This window comes from Antricoccus suffuscus (assembly GCF_003003235.1).
In the GTDB taxonomy this organism is placed as follows: Bacteria; Actinomycetota; Actinomycetes; order Mycobacteriales; family Antricoccaceae; genus Antricoccus; species Antricoccus suffuscus.
Genome location: NZ_PVUE01000003.1, coordinates 1 through 21,643, shown reverse-complemented (window position 1 = coordinate 21,643; position 21,643 = coordinate 1). Strand labels below are relative to the sequence as shown.

Sequence of the window (21,643 nt, the reverse complement as noted above, 5' to 3'; positions counted from 1 at the left end):
ATCGGCACGACCTTAGACCACCCCGTGAGGCACTTCAGCTAACCTCGGCGTAGCAGTTCCTCCGGACCCATCAAGGAGACGATATGGCCAACCAGCCCTGGTCTGACGATGATTCGGTGCATGGACGGATCGTCGTGGTGACCGACAATCCGATCAGCCAGTCGATTCTCGCCATCGCCTCGACCGTGGAGCGTGAGACGGTCCTGCTGACCGACAAGCCGCTCGACTGGTTTCGTGCGAACCCGCTGACCGTCCGCGATGCGGTGGTGTTTTGCGATCACGACGAACCGGATGCGGCGCAGATGCGTGACTTGGTCCTCGACGGTCCTGCGTCGTACGTCGGGATGGTCGGCAGCCGAGGGCGCGCGGCCGGGGTTTTCGAGGAGTACGCCGCGCGCAACACCCCTGCCGAGAAACTTGCGCGCTTGCAGATGCCGGTCGGGCTCAATCTCGGCGGCCGCAGCGGACCGGAGATGGCGTTGTCAATCGTCGCGCATATCGTCGCTACGTCGTACGGTCGCGCCGGTGGACCGATGAAGGAACCGGCAACCTAGACCTGCTGCAGGTGAGCGGTCGGGCAATGGCAAACTAGTGGACCCGGAAGGTTCGCATAGTGGCCGAGTGCACGCGCCTTGAAAGCGCGCGACGGGAGACCGTCCGTGGGTTCAAATCCCACACCTTCCACCAACCAAAAATGCTGTCCGGGCCTCGCGGCCCAGACAGCATTACGAGTGGTAGTGCATTTACTTGATGCTGGACTTGGCGCAGTCTTCGATGATCTTGCTGCCCTCGGTGGCATCGTCCTTCTTGATCTTCGAACCGATGCCGTCCTTGATAAAGGTGTCGAGGCTGCTGGCCGACAGCTTGTCGTGCAGCTTCGGCGCGGCGCAGTCGGCGAACTTGCCGGCCTGGTCCTTGTTAAGACCCTGCGACGTGCCTTCCTTGACCAGCTTGTCGTGAACCTTGCCCTCATCGGGCTTGCTGCAGCCGGCGAGCAGGATCATCGGCGCGGCGAGCAACGCGAGGGATGCGATCTTCTTCTTCATCAAGCAAATCCTTCTAAAGAGGGGGCCGACCACAACGGTGATCGATCAACAGACGTGGGGTCCGACGTGGGTGTGACCCCATCGGTTCCGGTTAATGCCTAGCACACACTAAAGGCGTCTCGTCCAAATTTCCTAAGTTATTGCCAATTACGCAGCCCATAGCGGTGAAGACCACAATGTGTGAACGAATAAGGTACTCCTTATGTTGACATCAGCTGAAGAGTTCAATGCCGCGTGCGAGGGCCGGTTTCCCGGCGTACTCGGCTTCGAAGCGGTAAAAAGTGAGGTCGGTTCCGTCAGCGCACGGATGACGATTACGCCGGACAACTTGGCGCCAAACGGTTATCTGCACGCGGGCGCCGTCGTGACGTTTGCCGACACTGCGTGCGGGCTCGGTGCCCGCGGCGTACTGCCCGAGGGCGCGACCGGCTTCACCACGCTCGAGCTGAAGAGCAACCACCTCAGCACCGCCCGCGAAGGCACGCTGGAGGTCGAGGCCACCGCCGCGCACGCCGGCCGCACCACGCAGGTCTGGGACGCCGTCGTTACACACGTCGAATCCGGCCGCAAGATCGCGCTGTTTCGCTGCACGCAGGCCGTGCTCTGGAAGTAGCAACCGAATCCAACAGCGCTGCTACGAGGCACACTCACCTACACAGAATGGAATAGGCTGCCAAGAATGAAGGCAATCGTCGTAACCGAGCCCGGTGGTCCCGAAGCGCTGACCTGGGGCGATGCACCAGATCCCACGGCAGGGCCTGATGAAGTGGTCATCGAGGTCGCCGCCACGGCGGTCAACCGCGCCGATGTGATGCAGCGGATGGGTCACTACCCGCCGCCGCCGGGTGCGAGCGACATCATCGGGCTGGAGTGTTCCGGCACGATCGCGAGCATCGGTGCAAACGTCACCGGATGGTCCGTCGGCGACGAAGTGTGCGCTCTCCTCGCCGGTGGCGGGTACGCCGAAAAAGTGGCCGTCCCCGCCGTACAGGTGATGCCGGTGCCCAAGGGAGTCGACCTGGTGTCCGCGGCCGCGCTCCCAGAGGTGGCCTGCACGGTGTGGTCCAACCTGTTCGCGCCGTTCTCCACCGGCCAGTTGGTCGAGGGTGAGACCCTGCTCGCGCACGGCGGGTCCTCGGGGATTGGCACCATGGCCATCCAGATGGCGACCGCCAAAGGCATCCAGGTGATCGTCACCGTCGGCAGCAAGGACAAGGCCGACGCGTGCCTCGCGCTCGGCGCCACAGCCGCGATCAACTACCGCGACGAAGACTTCGTCGCGAAGGCCCGCGAATACACCGACGGCAAGGGTGTCGACGTCGTACTCGACCTGATCGGTGCGAAGTACCTAGAACGCAACCTCGACGTACTCGCACCGGATGGGCGACTGGTGATCCTCGGGATGCAGGGCGGGCGCAAGGCGGAGCTCAACATCGGCAGCCTCCTGCCGAAACGCCTCTCGCTCTCTGCGGTGGGGCTACGCGGGAGGCCGGTCACGGGTGCAAACAGCAAGGCCGAGGTCGTCGCCGGCGTCGTCGGTGATCTGTGGCCGCTGGTCGAAGCGGGCAAGATCAAGCCGATCGTTGACCGCGTCATACCGATGTCCGACGCCAAGGCCGCGCACGAACGCCTCGAAGGTTCGAGCCACATTGGCAAGATCATCCTCAGCAACCGCGAAGGCAACTAGGAGAGCCCATGTCAGAACCAACAAACGACTCGCCTGAATCCGGTGACACCGCGACGTCCGGGCACGAAGCCGGCTCCGGGAAGACCAAGCGGGTGATCGTCGTCGGTCCCGATGGGCAGCCAATCGGCCAGGTCGACGTACCTGAGGACGCCGAGATCGAGGATGACGAGAGCGGACAGAACAAGAATGTCGCCGACATGGTCGAACAGCCAGCCATGGTCATGCGTATCGGCACCATGGTCAAGCAGCTACTCGAAGAGGTCCGCCAGGCGCCGTTGGACGAGGCATCCCGAGCACGGCTCAAGGAGATCTACCAGCAGTCGATCGTCGAGCTAGAGAAGGGTCTCGCACCCGAGCTCAAGGAAGAGCTCGACCGGTTGTCGCTGCCGTTCACCGAGGATGTCGTACCGAGCGAGTCCGAGCTGCGGATCGCCCAGGCGCAGCTGGTCGGCTGGCTCGAGGGACTGTTCCACGGGATTCAGACCGCGCTATTCGCGCAACAGATGGCATCGCGGGTCGCGTTGGAGCAGATGCGCGGCGGTGGCGCTCAGCACGCGCTGCCCGGCGGCATGAGCATCCAGCGGCCAGGAGGGCAGCCCGGTGGCGAAGACCACGCCTCCGGCCAATACCTCTAACCTCGCGATCCGTCACAAAGTCCGTGCCGATCCGTCACAAAGTCCGTGCCGATCCGTCATACACCGAGGGTGCGGCCACGCTCGACGAGCGCGCGCACCGAGGCCGGCACCGCCGTACCCGCCGGGACGAACTCGCTCGGCTCGGGTTCGCCGTACACCGTGTACGCCGGTACGACACCGGTCCATGCCGTCGCATCTTCGCTCGGCTCCCCCGGCCCGCCGGTCCGCACCTTCGCGATCCAGTTGTCATCCTCAATCGCGAGACCGATCGCGAGTGTCGCGGCCATTTCCTTCGGCGTCGCGGTGACTACTTCCTTGCTTCGCCCGGGGATGATGCCGTCGCTCATGACGGCAAGTGCGTCGTACGCCGTGTCCTTAGGCAGCTCAGTCAGCGTGCCGCGAACCACCACCGAGCGGTAGTTGGCGCTGGAGTTGAAGAGGTTGTCTGCGACGACGACGCCGTCCATGAGATGCACGCAGAATGAGGCTTTCGCGCCCTGCGCGACGTGCCGAAGTGCCCCGGCGCCGGTCGAGCCGTGCAGCACCAGCATGTCGTCGACCCGTCCGTAGAGCAGCGGGACCGTCCACGGCTCGCCATCCTTCACGGTCGCGAGTACGCCGACGTTGGTCGCGTCGAGGATGTCGTAGAGGTCGGCGCGCTCGCTGCGCCCGCGTTCAGGTTTGCGGCGTAGTTTTTCCATGTGCCAATCGTGACTGGCATACTGGCCTCACTGGAAGATCCAGTATTTCTAAAACCTAGAGACCAGTATCCAGGTGCGATATGCCCCGAATTTCACACCAACCGACTTTCGCCATCACCCTCCCCCGCAACGCTTCCCCACTGCGACACAGAATCTGCGATGCGCTACTCGCTAAAGTCGCCGACGGCACGCTTCAGCCTGGCGATCACGTCCCGTCGACCCGCATGCTTGCTCAAACTCTGCGCGTCTCGCGCGGAGCGGTCGTCGCGGCGTACGACGAACTGCTCGCGGCCGGCTATTTGATCGCCAAACCGGGCTCGGGGACGCAGATCGCGACCGGCGCCGACCGAGCGATGCGCGCGGGGGCCAGCACGCACGCCGCACCGAAACGCGCTCGATCGGCCAGCAGACCGAGGTCACTTCCCGTCCACAAGTGGAGTCTGCAGCCGGGCAGCCCCGACAGCACGCTAATCAACCGTGCGGATTGGAACCGGGCATGGCGGGCTGCTGCGGCCGCTCCCATCGGCGATCAGCCACCGCGCTCCCTCGGTCATGTCGGTCTGCGCGAGGCACTGAGCGACCACCTGCGGCGCAGCCGCGGCGTCAACTACGGACCCGACGACTTGTTCATCTTGCCCGGAGTCGCCGCCGCCGTACGCGTCATCGCTGAGGCGGCCGGCGCCAACCGGCGCGCGGTTGCCGTGGAAGACCCCGGATATACCAACGCACATCGGGCGCTCACCGCCACCGGAGCGAAACTTCAGTCCGCGAGGGTCGACGAGCACGGCATCGACCCCGCGTCGATCAGCCGGGCCGCGATCATGGCGTACACGACACCCGCGAACCAATATCCCTTAGGGAGCAGGCTTTCTGTTGACCGTCGCGCAGAGCTAATCGACTGGGCACGCGCTGGCGGGCGGACGATTATCGAAGACGACTACGACGGCGAGTTCCGGTACGACGTGTCACCGATGCCCGCCGTCGCCTCGTTGGCGGGCGCCACCGACGTCGTTGCGTATATCGGTACGGCGTCCAAGATCCTGACGCCGACCCTGCGGATCGCGTGGCTGGCGCCGCCACCACACCTCGCCGAACGTGTCCGCGCGGTCATCGACGACTCAGCGCTCGACGTGTGCGCAACCTCCACGACCGCGCTCGCCCATTTTGTAGCGTCGGGCGCGCTCACCCGTCATCTCGCGCGCGCCGCGCGCACCTACTATGCCCGCAGGTCAGCGTTTCTAGGTGCGCTGCGCCGCGAGCAGCCTGACTTGGAGGTCCGTGGAATCGACGCGGGGCTGCACGTCACAATTCCGCTGCCGGACGGCACCGACGAGGATCGGTTTTTAACGGCGCTCGCCGCTCGTGGAGTCGGTGCGGCCGGCCTGTCGTCGTACACGCTGACCGAACGACCTAGCCGCGGAATCATCTGCGGATATGCGCGGCTCCCGGAGTCGCAAGCGGCGCTCGTGGCGCACGAGATCTGCGCCGAACTCCGTAGCCACACCCGCTAACGTCCGACAAAGTGGTCGTTATAGCGACCACTTTGCCGGACGTTAGCAAGATCAGTCGAGGAGGGATTCGAGATATATCGCGGTTCCGTCCTCGGTGATGGGACCGATGACCTTGTCGGCGAGAACCTTCGCCGAACTCGATCCGTTTTCGGGCACGACAGCCGTCCCGGCCCAGGCGAGCATCTCGAGGTCGTTGTTGCCGTCCCCGATCGCGACGACGTCGATCGCGTCGATGCGCCAACGCCGAGTCAGCGCCGCCAGGCCGAACTCCTTGGTGACACCGTCCGCTGTGATCTCGATAAGTCCACTGGCGTTAGCCGACCAGGAGACGGTCACCCGCCCGTCCGTGAGATCTGCGAACTCGCGCGCGATCTGCATGCTGTCCTTGCCGCGGTGAAGCGCAAAGAGCTTGCCCGCGGGTTCGTCGCCAAAGTCCTTAAGTTCCAGCGGTTCTTGGCCGAAAGAGTAGAAGTCGAGGAGCTTGGGGTCGGAAAACATCGACTTGTTGTGCGGCGTCAGACGGCTGACTCCGAGATTGATGTCCGGCGCGCGCCGACTGAATTCCTCCACCAGCTCACCCACCAGCTCGGCTTCGAGCAGCTGGCAGCCGATCACGTGGTCACGGCCGACGTCATAGGTGATGGCGCCGTTGTCGCACACCGCGATGCCGTCGTACCCGCGCGCCTCCAACGGACCGAGCAGCGAGGTCGCCCGGCCTGTGGCCGCGACGAACTTGATGCCCGACTCCTGGACGGCCTGCACGGCTTTCCAGGTGCGGTCGGACATCTCGGCCCTGTTAAACAGCGTGCCGTCAAGGTCACTGGCGATTAGCTTGGGCCTCTTCGGAGGCTGCACGACCTTGCTACCGGAGCCTACCAATTGAACAGTTCCTTTATATATGTTGAAAAACCGAGCTCTTCACAGGTGCCAGTGACGTCGTCGGCGACGGCGAGTACGTCGGGATGCGCGTTGGCCATCGCGACCGACCGGCCGGCCCATTCGAACATCGGAATGTCGTTAGGCATGTCACCGAAGCACAGTACGTCGGCCGCGTCGATTCCGAGACGCTCGGCGACGAAAGCCAGCCCGGTCGCCTTAGTGACACCGACCGGGCTGATCTCCACGAAGCCGATCCCCGAGTGCGTGACGGACGCGGTGTCCGGCGGGATCACCGTCCGCACGGTCTGCAACAGGTCGTCAATGTCTTGTACGCCGGATTCCACGAAGATCTTCAGCACGTCGCCGATCACGACGTCGGCGGGGTCGACGTACGCCGCCTCATCCAGCGAGTAGGGCCATTGAAAACCATGCTGCAGCCGTAGCGGTCCGCCGAAGTCGCGAGCGTCCTCAGCGCCGATGCGGATCTCGCCGAGCGCGCCACGGACCTTGTCGGTGATCGTGAGCGCGTCGTCGTATGGCATGGAATCGACGTGCAACAGAGTGTGACCTTCGAAGACCACCGCCCCTTGGGCCATGATCAGGTAGCCATCGCCGCCGCCGACCTCGGCACGGGTGAGGTCGAGGAGCCGCGGTCCGCGCCCGGTCGCGGGAACGACGGGGATTCCCTTATGCACCAGGTATTCCATCATGTCCCGGTGCCCGTCGGACATACCGTGATAGTGCGAGACCAGTGTGCCGTCTAGGTCGGAGACAATCAGCTTCGGCAGCCAGCCGTCCCGAGTCGCGGCGGCCTTGTGGGCAGCGAGTGTCACGGCTTGCCTACCGGCTCGATGACCTCGAGGCCGCCGAGGAACGGCTGCAGCGCCGCCGGGATGTGCACCGATCCGTCTTTCTGCTGGTGGGCATCGAGCAGGCAGGCAATGGTGCGGGTGATCGCGCACAAGGTCCCGTTGAGGGTGGCCGCGGTGGCGGGCTTGCCGTCCTCGCCGCGGTAGCGCACGTTTAGCCGGCGGGCCTGGTACGTCGTACAGTTCGAGGCGCTGGTCAGCTCGCGGTAGCGTCCCTGCGACGGGAACCACGCTTCACAGTCGTATTTGCGAGCCGCGGATGAGCCGAGGTCGCCGGCCGCGACGTCGATAACGCGGAACGGCAGCTCGAGCGCCGTCAGGAACTGCTTTTCCCAGTCCAGCAGCCTCTGGTGCTCGGCCTCGGCCTGGTCCGGCGTGGTGTAGCAGAACATCTCGACCTTGTCGAACCAGTGCACCCGGAAAACGCCCTTGGTGTCCTTGCCGTACGAGCCGGCCTCGCGCCGGAAACAGGAGGAGAAGCCGGCGTACCGCAGCGGACCACCGGATAGGTCGACAATCTCGCCCGAATGGAAACCGGCGAGCGCGACCTCCGACGTACCGACGAGATAAAGGTCGTCGCGTTCGAGGTGATAGACCTCTTCGGCGTGCGCGCCTAAAAACCCGGTGCCTTCCATCGCTTCGGGGCGTACCAGGGCCGGCGCGATGATCGGCGTAAATCCGGAGGCCATGGCCTGGGTCATCGCCATGTTCATCAGTGCCATTTCCAGCCTTGCACCGATCCCGGTCAGGAAATAGAAGCGCGCGCCGGACACCTTCGCGCCACGCGGAATGTCGAAGACACCGAGGTCGGCGCCGAGCTCATCGTGGTCCTTGGGTTCGAAGTCGAGCTGCGGCACCTCGCCGACCGTCTCAATGGTGACGAAGTTTTCCTCCGGGCCGGGCGGTACGCCGTCGAGCACGATGTTGGCCACCGCGCCCTGCGCCTCGCGCAACTCCGACTCGGCCTCGGTGACGGCGCCCTCGGCGTCCTTCACCTGCGCTGCCAGCGACTTCGCCGATTCCAGCAGCGCGGGGCGCTCTTCCTTGGACGCCTTCTTGACCTGCTGACCCATTGTCTTCTGCGCGGCACGCAGCGCCTCAAACTCCGAAACAACGCCGCGTCGACGCTCATCTGCGGCAAACAGCGCATCAGCGGACGAGGGGTCGGCACCGCGCGCTTCCTGGCTGGAGCGGACGGCGTCGAGGTTTTCGCGGACAAATCGCAGATCAATCACCTGTCCAGGTTACCGATGGCCGGCGTACGACGTACCGCTGCGCTACCGACCAAGCGGTGATCTGGCCAACTCACGGCACGAGCCGGGTACCATCAGTCGTCGTGAAGTTCCTCAACGGCCAACTGCCTAGTTACGACCTGACCTACTCCGATGTGTTCATGGTGCCGAATCGCTCGGCGGTGTCGTCCCGGCTCGACGTCGACCTGCGCACGCCGGACAACGTGGGTACGACGATCCCGCTGATCGTCGCCAATATGACGGCCGTCTCCGGCAAGCGGATGGCCGAAACCATCGCCCGCCGCGGCGGAATGGCGATCCTCCCTCAAGACATCCCACACGATGTCGTCGCCCGCGCGATCGCGCAGGTCAAGGCCGCGCACCCGGTTTTTGAGACGCCCGTGATCGTCGATAGCACGACCGTCGTGGCCGAGGTCCTGGCGCTGTTGGGCAAGCGTGCGCACGGCGCCGCCGTCGTCGTCGACGACGAGAAGCCGGTCGGCATCATCACCGAACGCGACTGCATCGAGGTCGACCGGTTTTCCCAGGCCAAAGACGTGATGACCAGCGACGTGGTGACGACGACCGCCGACCACGATCTGATGAGCGCGTTCGACACCCTCGCCAGCCACCACCTTGACGTCGTACCGGTGCTCGATGGTGGCCGGATGGCCGGCGTACTGACTCGCAAGGGCGTCCTGCGTTCGGCGATCTATCAGCCCGCGCTCGACCCCGACGGCAAGCTCATGGTCGGCGCGGCCGTCGGCATCAATGGCGACGTCCGCGACAAGGCCGAGTCGCTGCTGAAGTCCGGCGCCGACGTACTCGTCGTCGACACCGCGCACGGGCACCAGGAGAAGATGTTCGCCGTGCTGCCCCTCGTCGTCGCCGCCCGCGACGCGTACGCCGATACCTCCGGACGACGGATTCCCATCGTGGCAGGCAACGTCGTCTCGTCCGATGGCGCCCGTGACCTCGCAGGTGCCGGCGCGGACATCATCAAGGTCGGTGTCGGGCCGGGCGCGATGTGCACTACCCGCATGATGACCGGAGTGGGACGCCCGCAGTTCTCCGCCGTACTCGAGTGCTCCGACGCCGCCCGCGACAGTGGCGCAACCGTCTGGGCAGACGGCGGCGTGAAATACCCACGCGACGTCGCGCTGGCACTCGCCGCGGGGGCGGCCAACGTGATGATCGGATCGTGGTTCGCCGGCACCCACGAATCAGCTGGCGACATCGTTCGCGACGCCGATGGCAGGCTCTACAAGGAGAGCTTCGGGATGGCCTCGGCGCGCGCAGTCAAGAACCGCACGAAGGACCAGTCCGCATTCGACCGGGCCCGTTCGGCACTGTTCGAGGAGGGCATCTCGTCCTCGCGGATGTATCTCGACCAGCAACGCCCCGGTGTCGAAGACCTCGTCGACTCGATTATCGCCGGCGTACGCAGCTCGTTCACGTACGCCGGCGCCGGCACGATCCCGGACTTCCACGACCGCGCAACCGTCGGCATCCAGAGCGCGGCAGGGTACGACGAGGGCCGGCCGCGTTCCGAGTCGTGGTGAGGCCGTGCCGATCGTCATGGGCCGGCGGAAGTTCGAACGGCTCGTCAGTGACGCGCTCGACGAGGTCCCGCCCGAGCTGACTCGCCAGATGGACAACGTCGTGGTCATGGTCGAGGACCGCAACCGCGACGACCCCTCCATCCTCGGACTGTACGACGGCATCGCCCTGACCGAACGCGGCCACGAGTACGCCGGCGCGATGCCCGACACGATCTGGATCTACCGCGACGCCATTCTCGACATCTGCGAGACCGAGGACGACGTACGCGAAGAGGTGCTGATCACCGTCGTACACGAGATCGCGCACCACTTCGGGATCGACGACGCCCGCCTGCACGACCTCGGATGGTCCTAGGCCGTCGGGGTATGGTCCGAGACATGGTCGAAGCAAATGTGTCCTCGCAGACCCCGCCACCGATGCCGAAGATTCCGCGGCAGATCCCCAAGTGGGAGGATCTGAAGCCGCTGCTGGGCTTTCGTAAGTTTCAACTCGACGGCACCGAACGCCGGCTCTCGCGCGCGGTCAGCATCGAGGACCTGCGGCTGTTGGCGCGGCGTCGTACACCTCGGTCCGCGTTCGACTACACCGACGGCGCGGCCGACCATGAGGCGTCGCTGCGCCGCTCTCGCGAGCTCTTCAACAATGTCGAGTTTCGCGCCAATGTGCTGCGCGATATCTCCACGGTTGACCTGAGCACGACCATCCTGGGCGGTCCCTCCACGCGGCCATTTGGTTTCGCGCCGACCGGCTTCACCCGGATGATGCAGTACCAAGGCGAGGTCGCGGTGGCCCACGAGGCCAACACCGCGGGCATCCCCTACGCGTTGTCGACGATGGGCACGACCTCGCTTGAGGACGTCGCGAAACTGACCCCGGACACGCAGCGCTGGTTCCAGCTCTATGTCTGGAAAGAGCGCGTCGGTACCAAGGAGCTTGTCGAACGTGCCAGCGCAAATGGCTACGGCGCCCTCCTCCTGACGGTCGACACTGCGGTCGCCGGCCAACGCCAGCGCGACGTACGTAACGGCCTCACGATCCCGCCGCAGCTGACGCCGAAGACCTTCTTCGACATGTCCCTGCACCCGGCATGGTGGGCGAACCTTCTCACCACCGCTCCACTGGAGTTCGCGTCGCTGCGTCAATCCGGCGGCACAGTGGCAGGGATGATCAACCGGATGTTCGACCCGACGCTGACATTCGACGACGTCGAGTGGCTGCGCGGGATCTGGCCTGGGAAGCTCGTCGTCAAGGGAATCCAGAGCGTCGAGGATGGTAAGCAGGCCATCGCCGCCGGCGCGGATGCGGTCCTGCTGTCCAACCACGGCGGGCGTCAACTCGATCGCGGGCGACCACCGCTCCGACTGTTGCCAGAGATGCGCGAGGCACTCGGTCCCGATGCTCAGATCATGATCGACGGCGGCATCATGAACGGCGGTGACATCGTCGCCGCCATCGCCCTTGGCGCGGACTTCGCGCTGGTCGGCCGCGCCTACCTCTACGGGCTGATGGCCGGTGGATATCGCGGCGTACGCCGGACCATCGACATCCTGACCGCCGAGGTCACCCGCACGATGCAGTTGCTCGGCGTCGGCAAGGTCGCCGATCTCGATCCGCGGCACGTCGTACTTCCCTAACGGGCCGACCAGCGCCGTGCACACGCTGGGGACCGTTCGATACCGTTAACCTCGTGGTAGAGAAAACGACAGAAGACGGCAAGCTGCCGATCATGATGCTGCACGACCGAGTCCTCGTAAAAGTGTCGACCGAGGACGGTGACCGGCGCTCGGCCGGTGGCATCTTGATCCCGGCGACCGCGCAGGTAGCCAAGCGGCTGCTGTGGGGCACGGTCCTCGCGGCCGGACCCAACGCGCGCAACGTCAAGGTCGATGACCGGGTGCTTTTCGCGCCGGAAGATCAGCATGAAGTCGAGATCCACGCCGAGACCTACATCCTGCTGCGCGAACGCGACATTCATGCCATCGCCGCCGAACGTGTCGAGGTCTCCACCGGTCTCTACCTGTAGATCCAAAATCCTTAGGTGCAACACATTGCACCACCGTTGAGTCAATCTGTTTCAGCTAAGCCCCATCGATCGACGCGTTCACTCAAAACTGTCGGTGCGCCGTGTTTCGATAGCAACATGATTGATCACTTTGGCATTAACGTGGCCGACCTGCCCCGCGCGGCGGCCTTCTACGACTCGGTCCTCGGCACGTTCGGGCACAAGCGGCTGATGGACTTCGGTGTGGCGATCGGCTACGGCACCGATCAGCCACAGTTCTGGATCTCCACCTTCGACGGCGTCGGGGCCAATCGCGAGACGCACGTCGCGTTTACCGCACAGTCCGCCGCGGCGGTGCGGACCTGGTTTGCTGCCGCGGTCGACGCGGGCGCCGAGGTCCTGCACGAGCCGCGCCTCTGGCCGGAATACCACGAGCACTACTACGGTGCGTTCGTCAGGGATCCGGACGGCAACAACGTCGAAGCGGTCTGCCACACGGCGTCGCCAGACGACTGACCCCATTCGACGCTGCCAGCTGTGCGCGTCCGACGGCGATCCGAACGCCGTAAGGTCCGGCAAAATGGTCGCCATAGCGACCACTTTGCCGGACGCTACGACGAGCGGGACCAGAAGCGCGAGCTAGCCGATGCCGAGGCCGACCCAATCGACGATCTGCGGTCGCTTGTCGAGATCTGCGGGTACGTCGATTTCGATGACTCCCGTATTAGGCAACAGATTTTCAAACGCGAACTCCAGCGAGACACCGTCCGCCCAGCGCTGTGCGGCGGTCCGCAGGCACAGGCCATGTGCGACCGCGACGACGCCGAGGTCGGACTCTCCGTGCCGCTGCCGGATCCCGTCCAACTCGGCGGTCATGCGGTCGACGACCTGCTGACCGGTTTCGCCACCGGCCCGCGCGACCTCAAGGTCCTCTTTGATGTTCCATAGGCTCGCGGTCTCGTCCAGGGCGGTGTGCGCCTCGCTATCGCGGCGCTCCGCAAGATCCCCGAGCTGCACCTCGTGGAACCCTTGCAGCTCAGTCATCTGCAGACCGAGTCGCCGCGCAAGCGGTGCCGCGGTCTGCGCCGTGCGCACCATCCGACTGTGATAGATCGCCGATATGTCTCGGTCTCCGAGCGTGTCGGCCAGCGCTTCGGCCTGTTCCAGACCTGCCTCCGACAGTTCGCTGCCCGGAATCTCGCAAGCGATCACGTGCGTCGTGTTGGCCACCGACTGCGCGTGCCGCACTAGATACAGCTTCATCTAAACCTCGCCTTTGCGAATCTTCGCCAACCAGCCCTGCGCGGCGTGAAATGCCTTATCCGTAGCAAAATGCGGCAGGTCTTCATTCTGCCGGTCCGCCCGCGGGTAGGAACCGATGAACCGCACATCGGCACAGATGCGGCGCAGAGATGCGAGCGCCTCGCCCACGCGTGGATCGGCCACATGCCCCTCGCACTCGAGAATGAAGTGATACTCGCCAATCCGCTCACGCCACGGACGCGACTCGATCCTCGTCAAGTTAATCGACCGCGCCGCCAGCTCAGTGAGTACGCCGTTCAGCGCGCCGTGCCGCTCTTGCGCGATGTGCACCACGAACGTCGTACGGTCGTTTCCCGTCGGCTCCGGCAAGGCGGCGGGCAACGAGACGAGGGCGAACCGGGTGACCGCGCCGGCGCTGTCCTCGATCCCTGCGGCAAGCACCTCAAGTGAATGGTTCTGTGCCGCTATCTCGGCACAGACCGCGGCGTCGTACTGCCCCGCCGCCACCATGCCGGCCGCTTCAGAGGTCGACGGCGCCGCGACGTACTGCGCCGCAGGCAGGTGAGTGTCCAGCCAGCCACGCACCTGCGCGTGCCCGTGTGGATGCGTCGAGACGGTCCGCACGTCCTGCATCGTCGTGCCGGGGCGCGCGCACAGCACAAACGTCACGTTGACGAACACCTCGCGCACCACAAGCAGCGGTTCACCGAGCACTAGCTCGTCGGTCGTCGTCGGCACCGGGCCCTCGACCGAGTTTTCCATCGGAATCAGCCCGAAGTCCGCGTCGCCGGCACGAACGGCGGCACACACTGCCGGTACGCCGGAACACGGCACAAACTGCGCATCCGGTGGAAGGTCGGGCAGGCTCAGCAGACCCTGCTGGGTGAAGGTCCCTGCGGGACCGAGGTAAGCGTAACGATCTGACACGTCTTCGAGAGTAACCGGGATTTTGGGGTGGGTCGGGATCTTGCGGTTGGTCGAGATATCAGTAGCCGAGCTCAGGCTGCACGATGTGCGCCATGGGTTGACCTGCGAGAAATTTGCGCAGGTTGGCAATGAAGGAGTCCACCAACCGGTCTTCCTCAAGCTCGTCGAGGGCGGCACTGTGCGGGCTGACGATAACTTGCGGGAAGTCCCACAGCGGACTTTCCTCTGCCAGCGGCTCTTTTGCGAATACGTCGAGCGCCGCCGATCCGACCTGACCGGACTGCAGCGCGGCGATGAGCGCACCTTCGTCGATCACGGTGCCGCGCCCGACGTTGATGAGGTTGACGCCCTTCTTCGCCTTCGCAAGCAGGTCCGCGTCGAAGAGCCCTTCGGTGTATTTCGTGCCGGGCAGGGTAATCACGATGTGGTCGGCCTCGCCGACGATCTGCGGCAGATCGTCATTGGGGTAGACACTCTCGACACCAGGTACGTCGGTGATCGTGCGCTTCGTGCCGATCACCCGCATCCCCAGAGCTGTCGCCCGGTCCGCGATCGCCGTACCGATCTCGCCGAGGCCAACAATCAGAAGCGTGGCACCGCCGACCGATCGCACGGACGCTCGTTGCCGTGGCCACTCATGCAACGACTGCTGAGCCTGAAGGCGTGCGAGGTTCTTGGCGCCCGCGAAGATCCCGAGGATCGTGAACTCGGCAAGCATGTCCGCGTGTACGCCGGCGGACGTCGTAAACGTGACCCGTTGCAAATCCTCGTCCGAGATGTTGGCCGAGGCAACCATGGCACCGCCACCAGCCATCTGAGTGTGTATCCATCGCAGCTTCTTGTTGGTCGCGACGGCCCGCTCCAACGCGGAACGTCGGCCGTCGGGAACCGCGTAAAGCACATCGGCGGAGTCGATCAGAGACTCGTAGCGCGCCTGCTCATCAGCGCTGCGCTTGAACCCCGGCGGCGGGCCGTGATGGTCACCGAGCACGCGCGTGGCCGGAAAGAGCGCAGGATCGGAGATCAGCTCGACTCCGGGATCGACCTCGCGGATCCGATCCGCGAGGTGTTCGCTCAGCGGTACGCCGGCAACGATCCGGACGGTGCTCATGGTTGCTCTCCCCTAATCGCACGTGACGAAATCACTGCTACATATACGAACTCTCCGTCGGGAATCCTCGCGAAGAGCATTCCGCTGTCGCCCAGATCCCCGGCGTACTCGATCATTCCATCCCGCTCGATAGCGTCGATGAATTCGTTACTGACTCCGGTGATCCCGATCGGCACTTGAGCCTCGTCGGTGGTCTGCACGACCAGCCGTCCCCGTTTGCCGGGCGCAGGGCGGGCCAGAATCTTGACCGGCACCGCTCGCCATGGATGCCGCGCGAGCGTACGCCGAGCACGACCACGGTAGAGAAAACCTAATATGGCCGCGATTCCAACCATCGCGCCGAGCAGGAACATCAGGACCCCGAACAGCACGCCCGTCGCGCCGAGCGTGGTCAGGTAGATGCCGCCGGCGATGAAAATGAGCCCGACGATAATCGCGAACATAAAGGCGCGATCTTTGGTCCGTTCGTGCCGGCGGGTGGCTGGATCCTCTGAGGCGGGCCGGTCCTCGTGCTGGGTCATGTCTTAACCGTCCGGCTTGAGCTCGGCGAGGGACTTCACATGACCGAACGACTCGTAAGACCGGCCGGCGTCAGCGGCCGGGCGGAGCAACACTGGCTTGTCATGTTCGAGCTCGCCGACGTACTCGATCGTGTGGTCCGCGATCAGCACGTCGCGGACGGCGAGTGGATATCGCGCCATCGCTATGCGCCACCGGCGGTCGTTGGTGTCGAGCAGCGTCTTGTCGATCTCGCCTGCGGCGTCATCGGGTACGACGTGGATGTCGATGGGAGTCCAGCCCGCACGCCGCTTCTTGTTCCACTTGTCCGCGGTCATGAACGCACCGAGCCCGGCGCCCACCAGCATCACGCCAACCACCTCCACCACGATCAGCACGATCCGTATCGCCGTTGGCATCCCCCGCATCAACACAAGGAACATCATCGGCACAAAGACGGCGACAGCACCGAGCCCAAAAAAACGCAGCGCGATCATCCGCAGCTGGTCGAGGGTGGCTGCCGTAAATCTCATTCGCCCGCGATCGCTTGCGCCACGGTCGGGGCGACGTCCGGATCAAAGACACTAGGGATGATGTAGTTGGCATTGAGCTCTTCGTCGGTGACGACGCTGGCGATCGCGTCGGCCGCACGCAGCAGCATGGCCGTCGTGACCTCACTTGCCCGCGCGTCGAGCAAGCCCCGGAACACGCCGGGAAACGCGAGCACATTGTTGATCTGGTTGGGATAGTCGCTACGCCCGCTGGCGACGATGGCCGCCCGACGGCCTGCCTCCGCGATATCGACCTCGGGATCTGGATTGGCCAGCGCGAACACGACATTGCCGTCGGCCATGTCGTCGATCCACTCCGGGTCGAGTACGCCGCCGGCGCTGACCCCGATGAACACGTCGGCGCCGCGCAGCGCGTCGTGCAGGTCGCCGGTCATGCCGCGCGGGTTCGTTCTCTCAGCAAGCCCGCGTTTAGCCGTCGACAGCTCCGCGTCTTCCTTGTTGAGGATGCCTTCCTTGTCCCAGACCACGACGTCTTTGGCGCCCGCCTCGAGCAGCAGCGTGACAATCGCCGTACCGGCCGCTCCCGCGCCGGCCACCACGATTCGCGCCCCCTCGAGCGACTTCTCGAGGCACCGAAGCGCATTGGTCAGCGCCGCGAGGACGACGATCGCCGTACCGTGCTGGTCATCGTGAAACACCGGGATGTCCAGCCGTTCACGCAGCCGAGCCTCGATCTCGAAGCAGCGCGGCGCGGCAATGTCTTCGAGATTGATCCCACCGAATCCCGGCGAGATCAGCTCCACGGTGCGCACGATCTCATCGACGTCTTGAGTGGCCAAGCAGATCGGCCACGCGTCGATGTTGGCAAATCGCTTGAAAAGCGCTGCCTTTCCTTCCATGACCGGCAATGCCGCGCCGGGGCCGAGGTTGCCCAGGCCGAGTACGGCGGACCCGTCGGTGACGACGGCGACCGTGTTGCCTTTGATGGTCAGTCGGCTTACGTCTTCCGGATGTGCGGCGAGCGCCAACGAGACGCGACCGACTCCAGGCGTGTAAGCCATCGACAGATCGTCACGGGTCTTCAGCGGGACCTTGGACTCGACCGAAATCTTGCCGCCCAGGTGTAGCAGGAACGTGCGATCAGACACCTTGTAGACCGTGACCCCGCCGAGGCCGCGCATCGCCTCCACGATTTCCTCGGCGTGCTCGCCATCGCTCGCCGAGCAGGTGAGATCGATGACCAGCCGGTCGTGTCGTGACTCGGCGATATCGAGGGCAGTCACGATGCCACCGGCTTCGGATACCGTCGTCGCAAGCTGACCGATGACCGCCGGGTCGGTGCCGGTGTGCAGGCGGACGGTGATCGAATACGAGCCCGTCGTCGCGACACGGTGCTTCTTGGTCGGCTTCGACGATTCCGGTGGAGTATTCGGCATAAATACATCCTTGCACGAGGCCCACCGCGACCTGGCTCACCTTCGCCGTCTGCGCGGGTTTCGCGGCACCCGCCGGGGCTAGCGCACATCGGCCCGCGCCGTACGATCCAAGCTAATGACAGATATGAGCCGAGACCCGGAGATCGTCGCCGAGGTCGCCACCGCCGCGGGCGGCGTACCCGTGATCGACACCGACCCTCCGACCCGTCCGGCTCCACCGTCTAGGAGCGACCTGCGCCTACCTCGGTGGCTGGTCATCGGGGCGATCATCCTGCTGGCCGGCAACCTGCGCGCCGCGGTCAACGTGATAGGCGCCGTACTTCCACAGATGCGCGAGGCGCTGGACCTCTCCGGCGCCGAGGCTGGCCTCCTCACGGCTCTGCCGGCGTTTTGCTTCGGTTTTCTGGGGGCCGCGGGGCCGTTCGTCGCGCGCAAGCTCGGGCCGAGCCGGACCGTCATCGTGGCGCTCGTGGTGATGACGCTAGGGCAGTTGGTGCGCGCGTTCGTGCCGGGCAGGCCGGCGCTGTTTACCGGCTCGGCCATCACGCTCGCGGCGATCGCCATCGCCAACGTCCTCATGCCGAGCTTGGTGCGCTACTACTTCCCCAGGAACGTCGCGGCCCTGACCGCGGTCTATACCGTCACGCTGGCCGCGTTCTCCTCCGCGGCGTCGATCCTCACGCTGCCATTCGAGAACGCCGTCGGCGGTGACTGGCGAGTCGGTCTTGGCTCATGGGCGGCGTTCTCCCTGGTCGCGATCTTGCCGTGGCTCATCATCGGCGCCCGGGACCGCGCCGTCGACTTCAGCAACAACGGCGGTCATCTCAAGCTCCTGCAGATCGCCCACTCGTTCAAAGCATGGATCCTGGCGCTGTTCTTCGGCGTACAGGCGTTTCAGGCCTACATCATCTTCGGCTGGATGCCGACGATCCTCCACGACGAGGGGCACGGTCTAGTCGCGGCCGCGGCGTACGTCGGACTCGTTTCGTTGGTCTCGATGGGCGCCTCAATCTTCGTCCCCACCCTGATGCACCGCCTGCACCACCCGTCCCTCGTCGTGTGGGCGCTGTCGGCGTTCTACATCGGCGGATACGTCGGCCTCTACTTTCAGCCGCTGCACCTGACCTGGTTGTGGACCAGCCTGATCGGGATCGGCAGCTCCTACTTCACGCTCACGCTGTTCGTCGTAACGATGCGGGCCCGGACCCATGGCGGCGTACTGTCGCTGTCCGGCTTCATGCAAGGCGCCGGTTATGTGCTCGCCGGTGCGGGACTGCTGCTTTTCGGAATCGTGCATGGCAACTCGAAGGTGTGGGACGCGGCCATCATCGTGCTCGTTGTGCTTACGGTGTTTCAGACCGTCATCGGGCTGGTCAGTGTCAGCCGATGGACGATCGAGGACGAGTTGCAGGACTAGCTATCTGCCGATTTGCTTGCGCTTCGCCGAGCCGACCGCCAACGTCACCACGAACGCGATCGCGGCAATGACGCCGAGCCAGAACAACGCCTTGATGACGAAGCCGAGCACGGCCAACACGAGCCAGACTGCCAGGATTATCAACACGATCTGCATGGCGTACCTTCTTTGGTTCAATGGGAATTGCTTACCTCAAGGTAACCGCATTTTTGTAGTCCCGGGGGGCGCTCACGCGTCGACGTCATGCAGGTGATGTACCAGGTCATGTAGCAGATACTGCGATAGCGTCTCGACGGTGAACTGCGAGCCGTTGCTGCGCCTGCCGGTCCGCGCCCACTGCTCACGGCGTACCGCGTCGTACGTCGATGCGGTCGCCTGACCGGCGGTATCCAACTCTGCGGCGACCGTGCTCGGACGCAAGCCGGCGTAGTCACCGTCGGCGGCAGCGGCGTCCTGGTCCCAGTCCGCGAAATCCGGTCCGTCCTCGGCCAGCATCAGCCGCAGCCGCTGTTCGAATACTCCGAACACATCACGCACGTGCGCGGCGTACTCGAGCGTCGACCAGGTCGAGTCGTCGGGGCGTACGGCGACATCATCCCGCTCCAAAGCCTTACGCCACCTGGGAATATGTGACCTGATCGTCGGCCCGACGTCCGCTGGCGAGGTCTCGAAGGCAGCAAAGCCGCATGCGGGGCACGGCTTCTCGATGACCCAGGTCCAGTCTTTGGCATCAGGCGTGATCGGCATGGCGACAGTCTATGCGCGGCCACCCTTTCGATCTCGTGTGTAGAGGAAGGGCGCTATGGGAGCCCTTCCTCTACACACGAGATCCACGTCGGGTCTATGTAGCAGCGGCCGCAGCGAGCGCGAACCCGATCGCTCGTTCGCCGAGCAATGGCTCGCCGAGTAGCTGCCAGTCGGGGCCAAACAACATCCCGCACGGCGTACCAGGCACCCCCGCGTCGGTAAATGTTTCGGGCGCCACGACGACCACGTCGCTTCGCTCTTGCAGGTCAGGACGGGCATTGGCCGAATCCACCACTAAGGTCACCACGTCGACGCCGCTTCGGTCTGGCACCGGCTGGTCCAGAAGCGCGACGCAGCCAGGACAGTCCGTGTCGAGGAAGAGCACGAGCGCCGGCAGCGTAGGCGCGAGCTGCGCCAGAGTGGTCGAGTCCCCGACCGTGCGGCGTACGACGAGCTGCCCGCCGTCTCGATCGCGGACCACGGTCTTGGGCGTCGCGTCCGTTTGCGGTCCCAGCGTCTTGGCGCGCAATCCGATGACGACCAGGATGGCCAGGCCGAGTGCGCCGAGACCGGTCGCGATTGGTGTCGGGATAACCCATCCGACGGCTGCCGGGTCCGCACTGTGGCTGGCCAGTACGGCCAATGCGCCCAGCGCGAGGTTGCGGGCGATAATTGTCGCGCCGGACTGCGGCTCCTTCGACCTACCGAAACAGCCGCACCGGACCTGCTTCCCCGGCCACGCGATCACCGTCACCGCGACGGTGAAGGCGATGAGCAGCACAAGCGCTGCATCCGCCGCACCACGGCGAAACGGCCCGTCGAGCAGGCCGGCAGCGATGAGCAACTCGCCGAATATCAAGGTTCGTCCCGCGACGTCGGTCCACCGCGCTGGCAGCCCGAGCTCACGCATCATGTCCGCAGATGCTGAAGGATCGGCAGCCTTCCCGATCGCTGACATCGCAAACAGCGCGGCCAGCACAATGCCGGAAGCCTCTATCAAAATCATCATCACCACTCCTCGGGTTCCGCCTGCGCGGGCGGAACCCGAGCAGCTGACAGGTGCGATCTAGTAGCTGTTGCAAGTCCGGAACGTGTCGCCGAACCAGTAGCAATAGACGCTGCCGCTGTGACAAATCGTGGTGGTCCCGACCACGCGACAGTAGGCGCTCCTGAGTGACGGACCCGGTTCCGGCTCTTCATTCGGTCGTTTGGATGCCGGCGGCATCGCGCGGTACGCCGCCATGACAGCGGCGAAGTCTTCCTCGAGCGTTTTGGTACTCATCACGGTTCCCCCTTGTGGTTCGGCTTGGGCCGGGCATGTGCCTGACTGATCTGGCCGATGACCAGAAATTTAGAGGCCGAACGAACGTTGGTCAATGGTCTAGATCCGATATATATCTAAAGAAATAGGGGCGTCTATACCAATCAGCAGAGACCCGTCGCCGATGTATATCGGCGGGCGTACCTGGCGCGCGGCAAGCCTCGTGTGTAGAGATTGGGCGCTATGGGAGCTGTGCTGTCTAGGTTGATGGGGGACACCGGTGTCTAGGTAGATATGGGACACGGTAACTGATGTAGTCGGCGGGTCAAGCGGCGATCAGCCGTGA

General features: G+C 64.7%; 26 protein-coding genes and 1 tRNA gene. 12 read left to right on the top strand and 15 right to left on the bottom strand.

From position 1 onward, the window contains the following. Positions 1-83: 83 nt before the first annotated feature. A complete protein-coding gene (locus CLV47_RS05195) occupies positions 84-554 on the top strand; it encodes an XdhC family protein (protein WP_106347969.1) in 471 nt (156 codons plus the stop codon). 45 nt (positions 555-599) lie between these two features. Beyond that, positions 600-687 (top strand) — tRNA-Ser (locus tag CLV47_RS05190). A gap of 56 nt (positions 688-743) precedes the next feature. Here the strand turns inward: CLV47_RS05190 and CLV47_RS05185 are convergent. Then, on the bottom strand, positions 744-1,046 hold the full coding sequence (locus tag CLV47_RS05185; RefSeq protein WP_106347968.1) for a hypothetical protein: 303 nt from the start codon (positions 1,044-1,046) through the stop codon (positions 744-746). A 202-nt stretch (positions 1,047-1,248) separates the two neighbouring features. Here CLV47_RS05185 and CLV47_RS05180 point away from each other — a divergent pair, with 202 nt between their 5' ends. The 3 genes from CLV47_RS05180 (at position 1,249) to CLV47_RS05170 (ending at position 3,368) form a co-directional block, all read left to right on the top strand. Then, positions 1,249-1,659 (top strand): PaaI family thioesterase, encoded by a 411-nt coding sequence (locus CLV47_RS05180; protein ID WP_106347967.1) that lies wholly within the window; start codon positions 1,249-1,251, stop codon positions 1,657-1,659. A 66-nt stretch (positions 1,660-1,725) separates the two neighbouring features. Next, a complete protein-coding gene (locus CLV47_RS05175; RefSeq protein ID WP_106347966.1) occupies positions 1,726-2,733 on the top strand; it encodes an NAD(P)H-quinone oxidoreductase in 1,008 nt (335 codons plus the stop codon). Positions 2,734-2,741: 8 nt separating this feature from the next. Further along, positions 2,742-3,368: a bacterial proteasome activator family protein gene (locus CLV47_RS05170; protein WP_106347965.1), complete on the top strand. Its 627-nt coding sequence runs from the start codon at positions 2,742-2,744 to the stop codon at positions 3,366-3,368. Positions 3,369-3,424: 56 nt separating this feature from the next. Here CLV47_RS05170 and CLV47_RS05165 read toward each other — a convergent pair whose 3' ends face one another. Next, on the bottom strand, positions 3,425-4,069 hold the full coding sequence (locus CLV47_RS05165) for a pyridoxamine 5'-phosphate oxidase family protein (protein ID WP_106347964.1): 645 nt from the start codon (positions 4,067-4,069) through the stop codon (positions 3,425-3,427). Positions 4,070-4,149: 80 nt separating this feature from the next. Here CLV47_RS05165 and pdxR point away from each other — a divergent pair, with 80 nt between their 5' ends. Continuing rightward, positions 4,150-5,580: a MocR-like pyridoxine biosynthesis transcription factor PdxR gene (pdxR, locus tag CLV47_RS05160; protein ID WP_106347963.1), complete on the top strand. Its 1,431-nt coding sequence runs from the start codon at positions 4,150-4,152 to the stop codon at positions 5,578-5,580. Between the two features lie 51 nt (positions 5,581-5,631). Here the strand turns inward: pdxR and CLV47_RS05155 are convergent, their stop codons facing one another. From CLV47_RS05155 to serS, 3 genes are read right to left on the bottom strand one after another with little or no spacing between them, the layout of a single operon-like run. After that, positions 5,632-6,459: an HAD-IIB family hydrolase gene (locus CLV47_RS05155; protein ID WP_106347962.1), complete on the bottom strand. Its 828-nt coding sequence runs from the start codon at positions 6,457-6,459 to the stop codon at positions 5,632-5,634. After that, positions 6,453-7,292, bottom strand: coding sequence for an HAD family hydrolase (locus CLV47_RS05150; protein WP_106347961.1), 840 nt, complete (start codon positions 7,290-7,292; stop codon positions 6,453-6,455). The genes CLV47_RS05155 and CLV47_RS05150 overlap by 7 nt, the downstream gene beginning before the upstream one ends. Beyond that, on the bottom strand, positions 7,289-8,563 hold the full coding sequence (serS, locus tag CLV47_RS05145) for a serine--tRNA ligase (RefSeq protein WP_106347960.1): 1,275 nt from the start codon (positions 8,561-8,563) through the stop codon (positions 7,289-7,291). Before serS ends, CLV47_RS05150 begins: the two co-directional genes overlap by 4 nt. Before the next feature lie 101 nt (positions 8,564-8,664). On the opposite strand from serS, the gene CLV47_RS05140 reads away from it, so the two are divergent. The 5 genes from CLV47_RS05140 to CLV47_RS05120 all read left to right on the top strand — a co-directional run bounded on the left by CLV47_RS05140 (position 8,665) and on the right by CLV47_RS05120 (position 12,641). Beyond that, complete coding sequence (locus CLV47_RS05140; RefSeq protein ID WP_106348168.1) at positions 8,665-10,122, top strand: GuaB1 family IMP dehydrogenase-related protein; 1,458 nt, start codon at positions 8,665-8,667, stop codon at positions 10,120-10,122. A 4-nt stretch (positions 10,123-10,126) separates the two neighbouring features. After that, positions 10,127-10,477, top strand: a complete 351-nt coding sequence (locus tag CLV47_RS05135; RefSeq protein WP_170110963.1) for a metallopeptidase family protein — start codon at positions 10,127-10,129, stop codon at positions 10,475-10,477. A 23-nt stretch (positions 10,478-10,500) separates the two neighbouring features. After that, complete coding sequence (locus tag CLV47_RS05130) at positions 10,501-11,757, top strand: alpha-hydroxy acid oxidase (protein ID WP_238145244.1); 1,257 nt, start codon at positions 10,501-10,503, stop codon at positions 11,755-11,757. A 53-nt stretch (positions 11,758-11,810) separates the two neighbouring features. After that, positions 11,811-12,146: a GroES family chaperonin gene (locus CLV47_RS05125; protein ID WP_238145243.1), complete on the top strand. Its 336-nt coding sequence runs from the start codon at positions 11,811-11,813 to the stop codon at positions 12,144-12,146. 117 nt (positions 12,147-12,263) lie between these two features. Then, entirely contained in the window at positions 12,264-12,641 is a 378-nt protein-coding gene (locus tag CLV47_RS05120; RefSeq protein WP_106347959.1) for a VOC family protein, read from the top strand. Positions 12,642-12,764: 123 nt separating this feature from the next. Here the strand turns inward: CLV47_RS05120 and CLV47_RS05115 are convergent, their stop codons facing one another. From CLV47_RS05115 to CLV47_RS05090, 6 genes are read right to left on the bottom strand one after another with little or no spacing between them, the layout of a single operon-like run. After that, on the bottom strand, positions 12,765-13,388 hold the full coding sequence (locus tag CLV47_RS05115; RefSeq protein WP_106347958.1) for a histidine phosphatase family protein: 624 nt from the start codon (positions 13,386-13,388) through the stop codon (positions 12,765-12,767). Next, the gene (pheA, locus tag CLV47_RS05110; protein ID WP_106347957.1) at positions 13,389-14,315 is read right to left on the bottom strand and encodes a prephenate dehydratase; all 927 of its coding nucleotides are present in this window, start codon (positions 14,313-14,315) and stop codon (positions 13,389-13,391) included. A gap of 58 nt (positions 14,316-14,373) precedes the next feature. Continuing rightward, positions 14,374-15,426 (bottom strand): D-2-hydroxyacid dehydrogenase, encoded by a 1,053-nt coding sequence (locus CLV47_RS05105; protein WP_106347956.1) that lies wholly within the window; start codon positions 15,424-15,426, stop codon positions 14,374-14,376. After that, positions 15,423-15,947 carry a hypothetical protein gene (locus CLV47_RS05100; RefSeq protein WP_106347955.1) on the bottom strand — a complete coding sequence of 175 codons (525 nt, stop codon included), beginning with the start codon at positions 15,945-15,947 and terminating at the stop codon, positions 15,423-15,425. Before CLV47_RS05100 ends, CLV47_RS05105 begins: the two co-directional genes overlap by 4 nt. Before the next feature lie 3 nt (positions 15,948-15,950). Continuing rightward, positions 15,951-16,457: a hypothetical protein gene (locus CLV47_RS05095; RefSeq protein ID WP_106347954.1), complete on the bottom strand. Its 507-nt coding sequence runs from the start codon at positions 16,455-16,457 to the stop codon at positions 15,951-15,953. Beyond that, on the bottom strand, positions 16,454-17,872 hold the full coding sequence (locus CLV47_RS05090; RefSeq protein WP_106347953.1) for an NAD-dependent malic enzyme: 1,419 nt from the start codon (positions 17,870-17,872) through the stop codon (positions 16,454-16,456). Before CLV47_RS05090 ends, CLV47_RS05095 begins: the two co-directional genes overlap by 4 nt. A 115-nt stretch (positions 17,873-17,987) precedes the next feature. Between CLV47_RS05090 and CLV47_RS05085 the strand changes: the two genes are divergently transcribed. After that, a complete protein-coding gene (locus tag CLV47_RS05085; protein WP_106347952.1) occupies positions 17,988-19,289 on the top strand; it encodes an MFS transporter in 1,302 nt (433 codons plus the stop codon). Here CLV47_RS05085 and CLV47_RS21980 read toward each other — a convergent pair whose 3' ends face one another. From CLV47_RS21980 to CLV47_RS05070, 4 genes are all read right to left on the bottom strand, one after another. After that, positions 19,290-19,445 (bottom strand): hypothetical protein, encoded by a 156-nt coding sequence (locus tag CLV47_RS21980; protein WP_170110962.1) that lies wholly within the window; start codon positions 19,443-19,445, stop codon positions 19,290-19,292. A gap of 72 nt (positions 19,446-19,517) precedes the next feature. Next, a complete protein-coding gene (locus tag CLV47_RS05080) occupies positions 19,518-20,036 on the bottom strand; it encodes a DinB family protein (protein WP_106347951.1) in 519 nt (172 codons plus the stop codon). A 94-nt stretch (positions 20,037-20,130) separates the two neighbouring features. Further along, the gene (locus CLV47_RS05075) at positions 20,131-21,045 is read right to left on the bottom strand and encodes a DoxX family protein (RefSeq protein ID WP_146135288.1); all 915 of its coding nucleotides are present in this window, start codon (positions 21,043-21,045) and stop codon (positions 20,131-20,133) included. 57 nt (positions 21,046-21,102) lie between these two features. Continuing rightward, positions 21,103-21,318, bottom strand: coding sequence for a hypothetical protein (locus tag CLV47_RS05070; RefSeq protein WP_106347949.1), 216 nt, complete (start codon positions 21,316-21,318; stop codon positions 21,103-21,105). Positions 21,319-21,643: the final 325 nt, after the last annotated feature.

Bases quoted from the DNA above. Each gene is read 5' to 3' on its own strand.
- CLV47_RS05195 (WP_106347969.1), top strand. From the start codon at position 84: ATGGCCAACCAGCCCTGGTCTGACGATGATTCGGTGCATGGACGGATC.
- CLV47_RS05185 (WP_106347968.1), bottom strand. From the start codon at position 1,046: ATGAAGAAGAAGATCGCATCCCTCGCGTTGCTCGCCGCGCCGATGATC.
- CLV47_RS05180 (WP_106347967.1), top strand. From the start codon at position 1,249: ATGTTGACATCAGCTGAAGAGTTCAATGCCGCGTGCGAGGGCCGGTTT.
- CLV47_RS05175 (WP_106347966.1), top strand. From the start codon at position 1,726: ATGAAGGCAATCGTCGTAACCGAGCCCGGTGGTCCCGAAGCGCTGACC.
- CLV47_RS05170 (WP_106347965.1), top strand. From the start codon at position 2,742: ATGTCAGAACCAACAAACGACTCGCCTGAATCCGGTGACACCGCGACG.
- CLV47_RS05165 (WP_106347964.1), bottom strand. From the start codon at position 4,069: ATGGAAAAACTACGCCGCAAACCTGAACGCGGGCGCAGCGAGCGCGCC.
- pdxR (WP_106347963.1), top strand. From the start codon at position 4,150: ATGCCCCGAATTTCACACCAACCGACTTTCGCCATCACCCTCCCCCGC.
- CLV47_RS05130 (WP_238145244.1), top strand. From the start codon at position 10,501: ATGGTCGAAGCAAATGTGTCCTCGCAGACCCCGCCACCGATGCCGAAG.
- CLV47_RS05120 (WP_106347959.1), top strand. From the start codon at position 12,264: ATGATTGATCACTTTGGCATTAACGTGGCCGACCTGCCCCGCGCGGCG.
- CLV47_RS05115 (WP_106347958.1), bottom strand. From the start codon at position 13,388: ATGAAGCTGTATCTAGTGCGGCACGCGCAGTCGGTGGCCAACACGACG.
- CLV47_RS05105 (WP_106347956.1), bottom strand. From the start codon at position 15,426: ATGAGCACCGTCCGGATCGTTGCCGGCGTACCGCTGAGCGAACACCTC.
- CLV47_RS05100 (WP_106347955.1), bottom strand. From the start codon at position 15,947: ATGACCCAGCACGAGGACCGGCCCGCCTCAGAGGATCCAGCCACCCGC.
- CLV47_RS05095 (WP_106347954.1), bottom strand. From the start codon at position 16,457: ATGAGATTTACGGCAGCCACCCTCGACCAGCTGCGGATGATCGCGCTG.
- CLV47_RS05090 (WP_106347953.1), bottom strand. From the start codon at position 17,872: ATGCCGAATACTCCACCGGAATCGTCGAAGCCGACCAAGAAGCACCGT.
- CLV47_RS05085 (WP_106347952.1), top strand. From the start codon at position 17,988: ATGACAGATATGAGCCGAGACCCGGAGATCGTCGCCGAGGTCGCCACC.
- CLV47_RS21980 (WP_170110962.1), bottom strand. From the start codon at position 19,445: ATGCAGATCGTGTTGATAATCCTGGCAGTCTGGCTCGTGTTGGCCGTG.
- CLV47_RS05080 (WP_106347951.1), bottom strand. From the start codon at position 20,036: ATGCCGATCACGCCTGATGCCAAAGACTGGACCTGGGTCATCGAGAAG.
- CLV47_RS05075 (WP_146135288.1), bottom strand. From the start codon at position 21,045: ATGATGATTTTGATAGAGGCTTCCGGCATTGTGCTGGCCGCGCTGTTT.
- CLV47_RS05070 (WP_106347949.1), bottom strand. From the start codon at position 21,318: ATGAGTACCAAAACGCTCGAGGAAGACTTCGCCGCTGTCATGGCGGCG.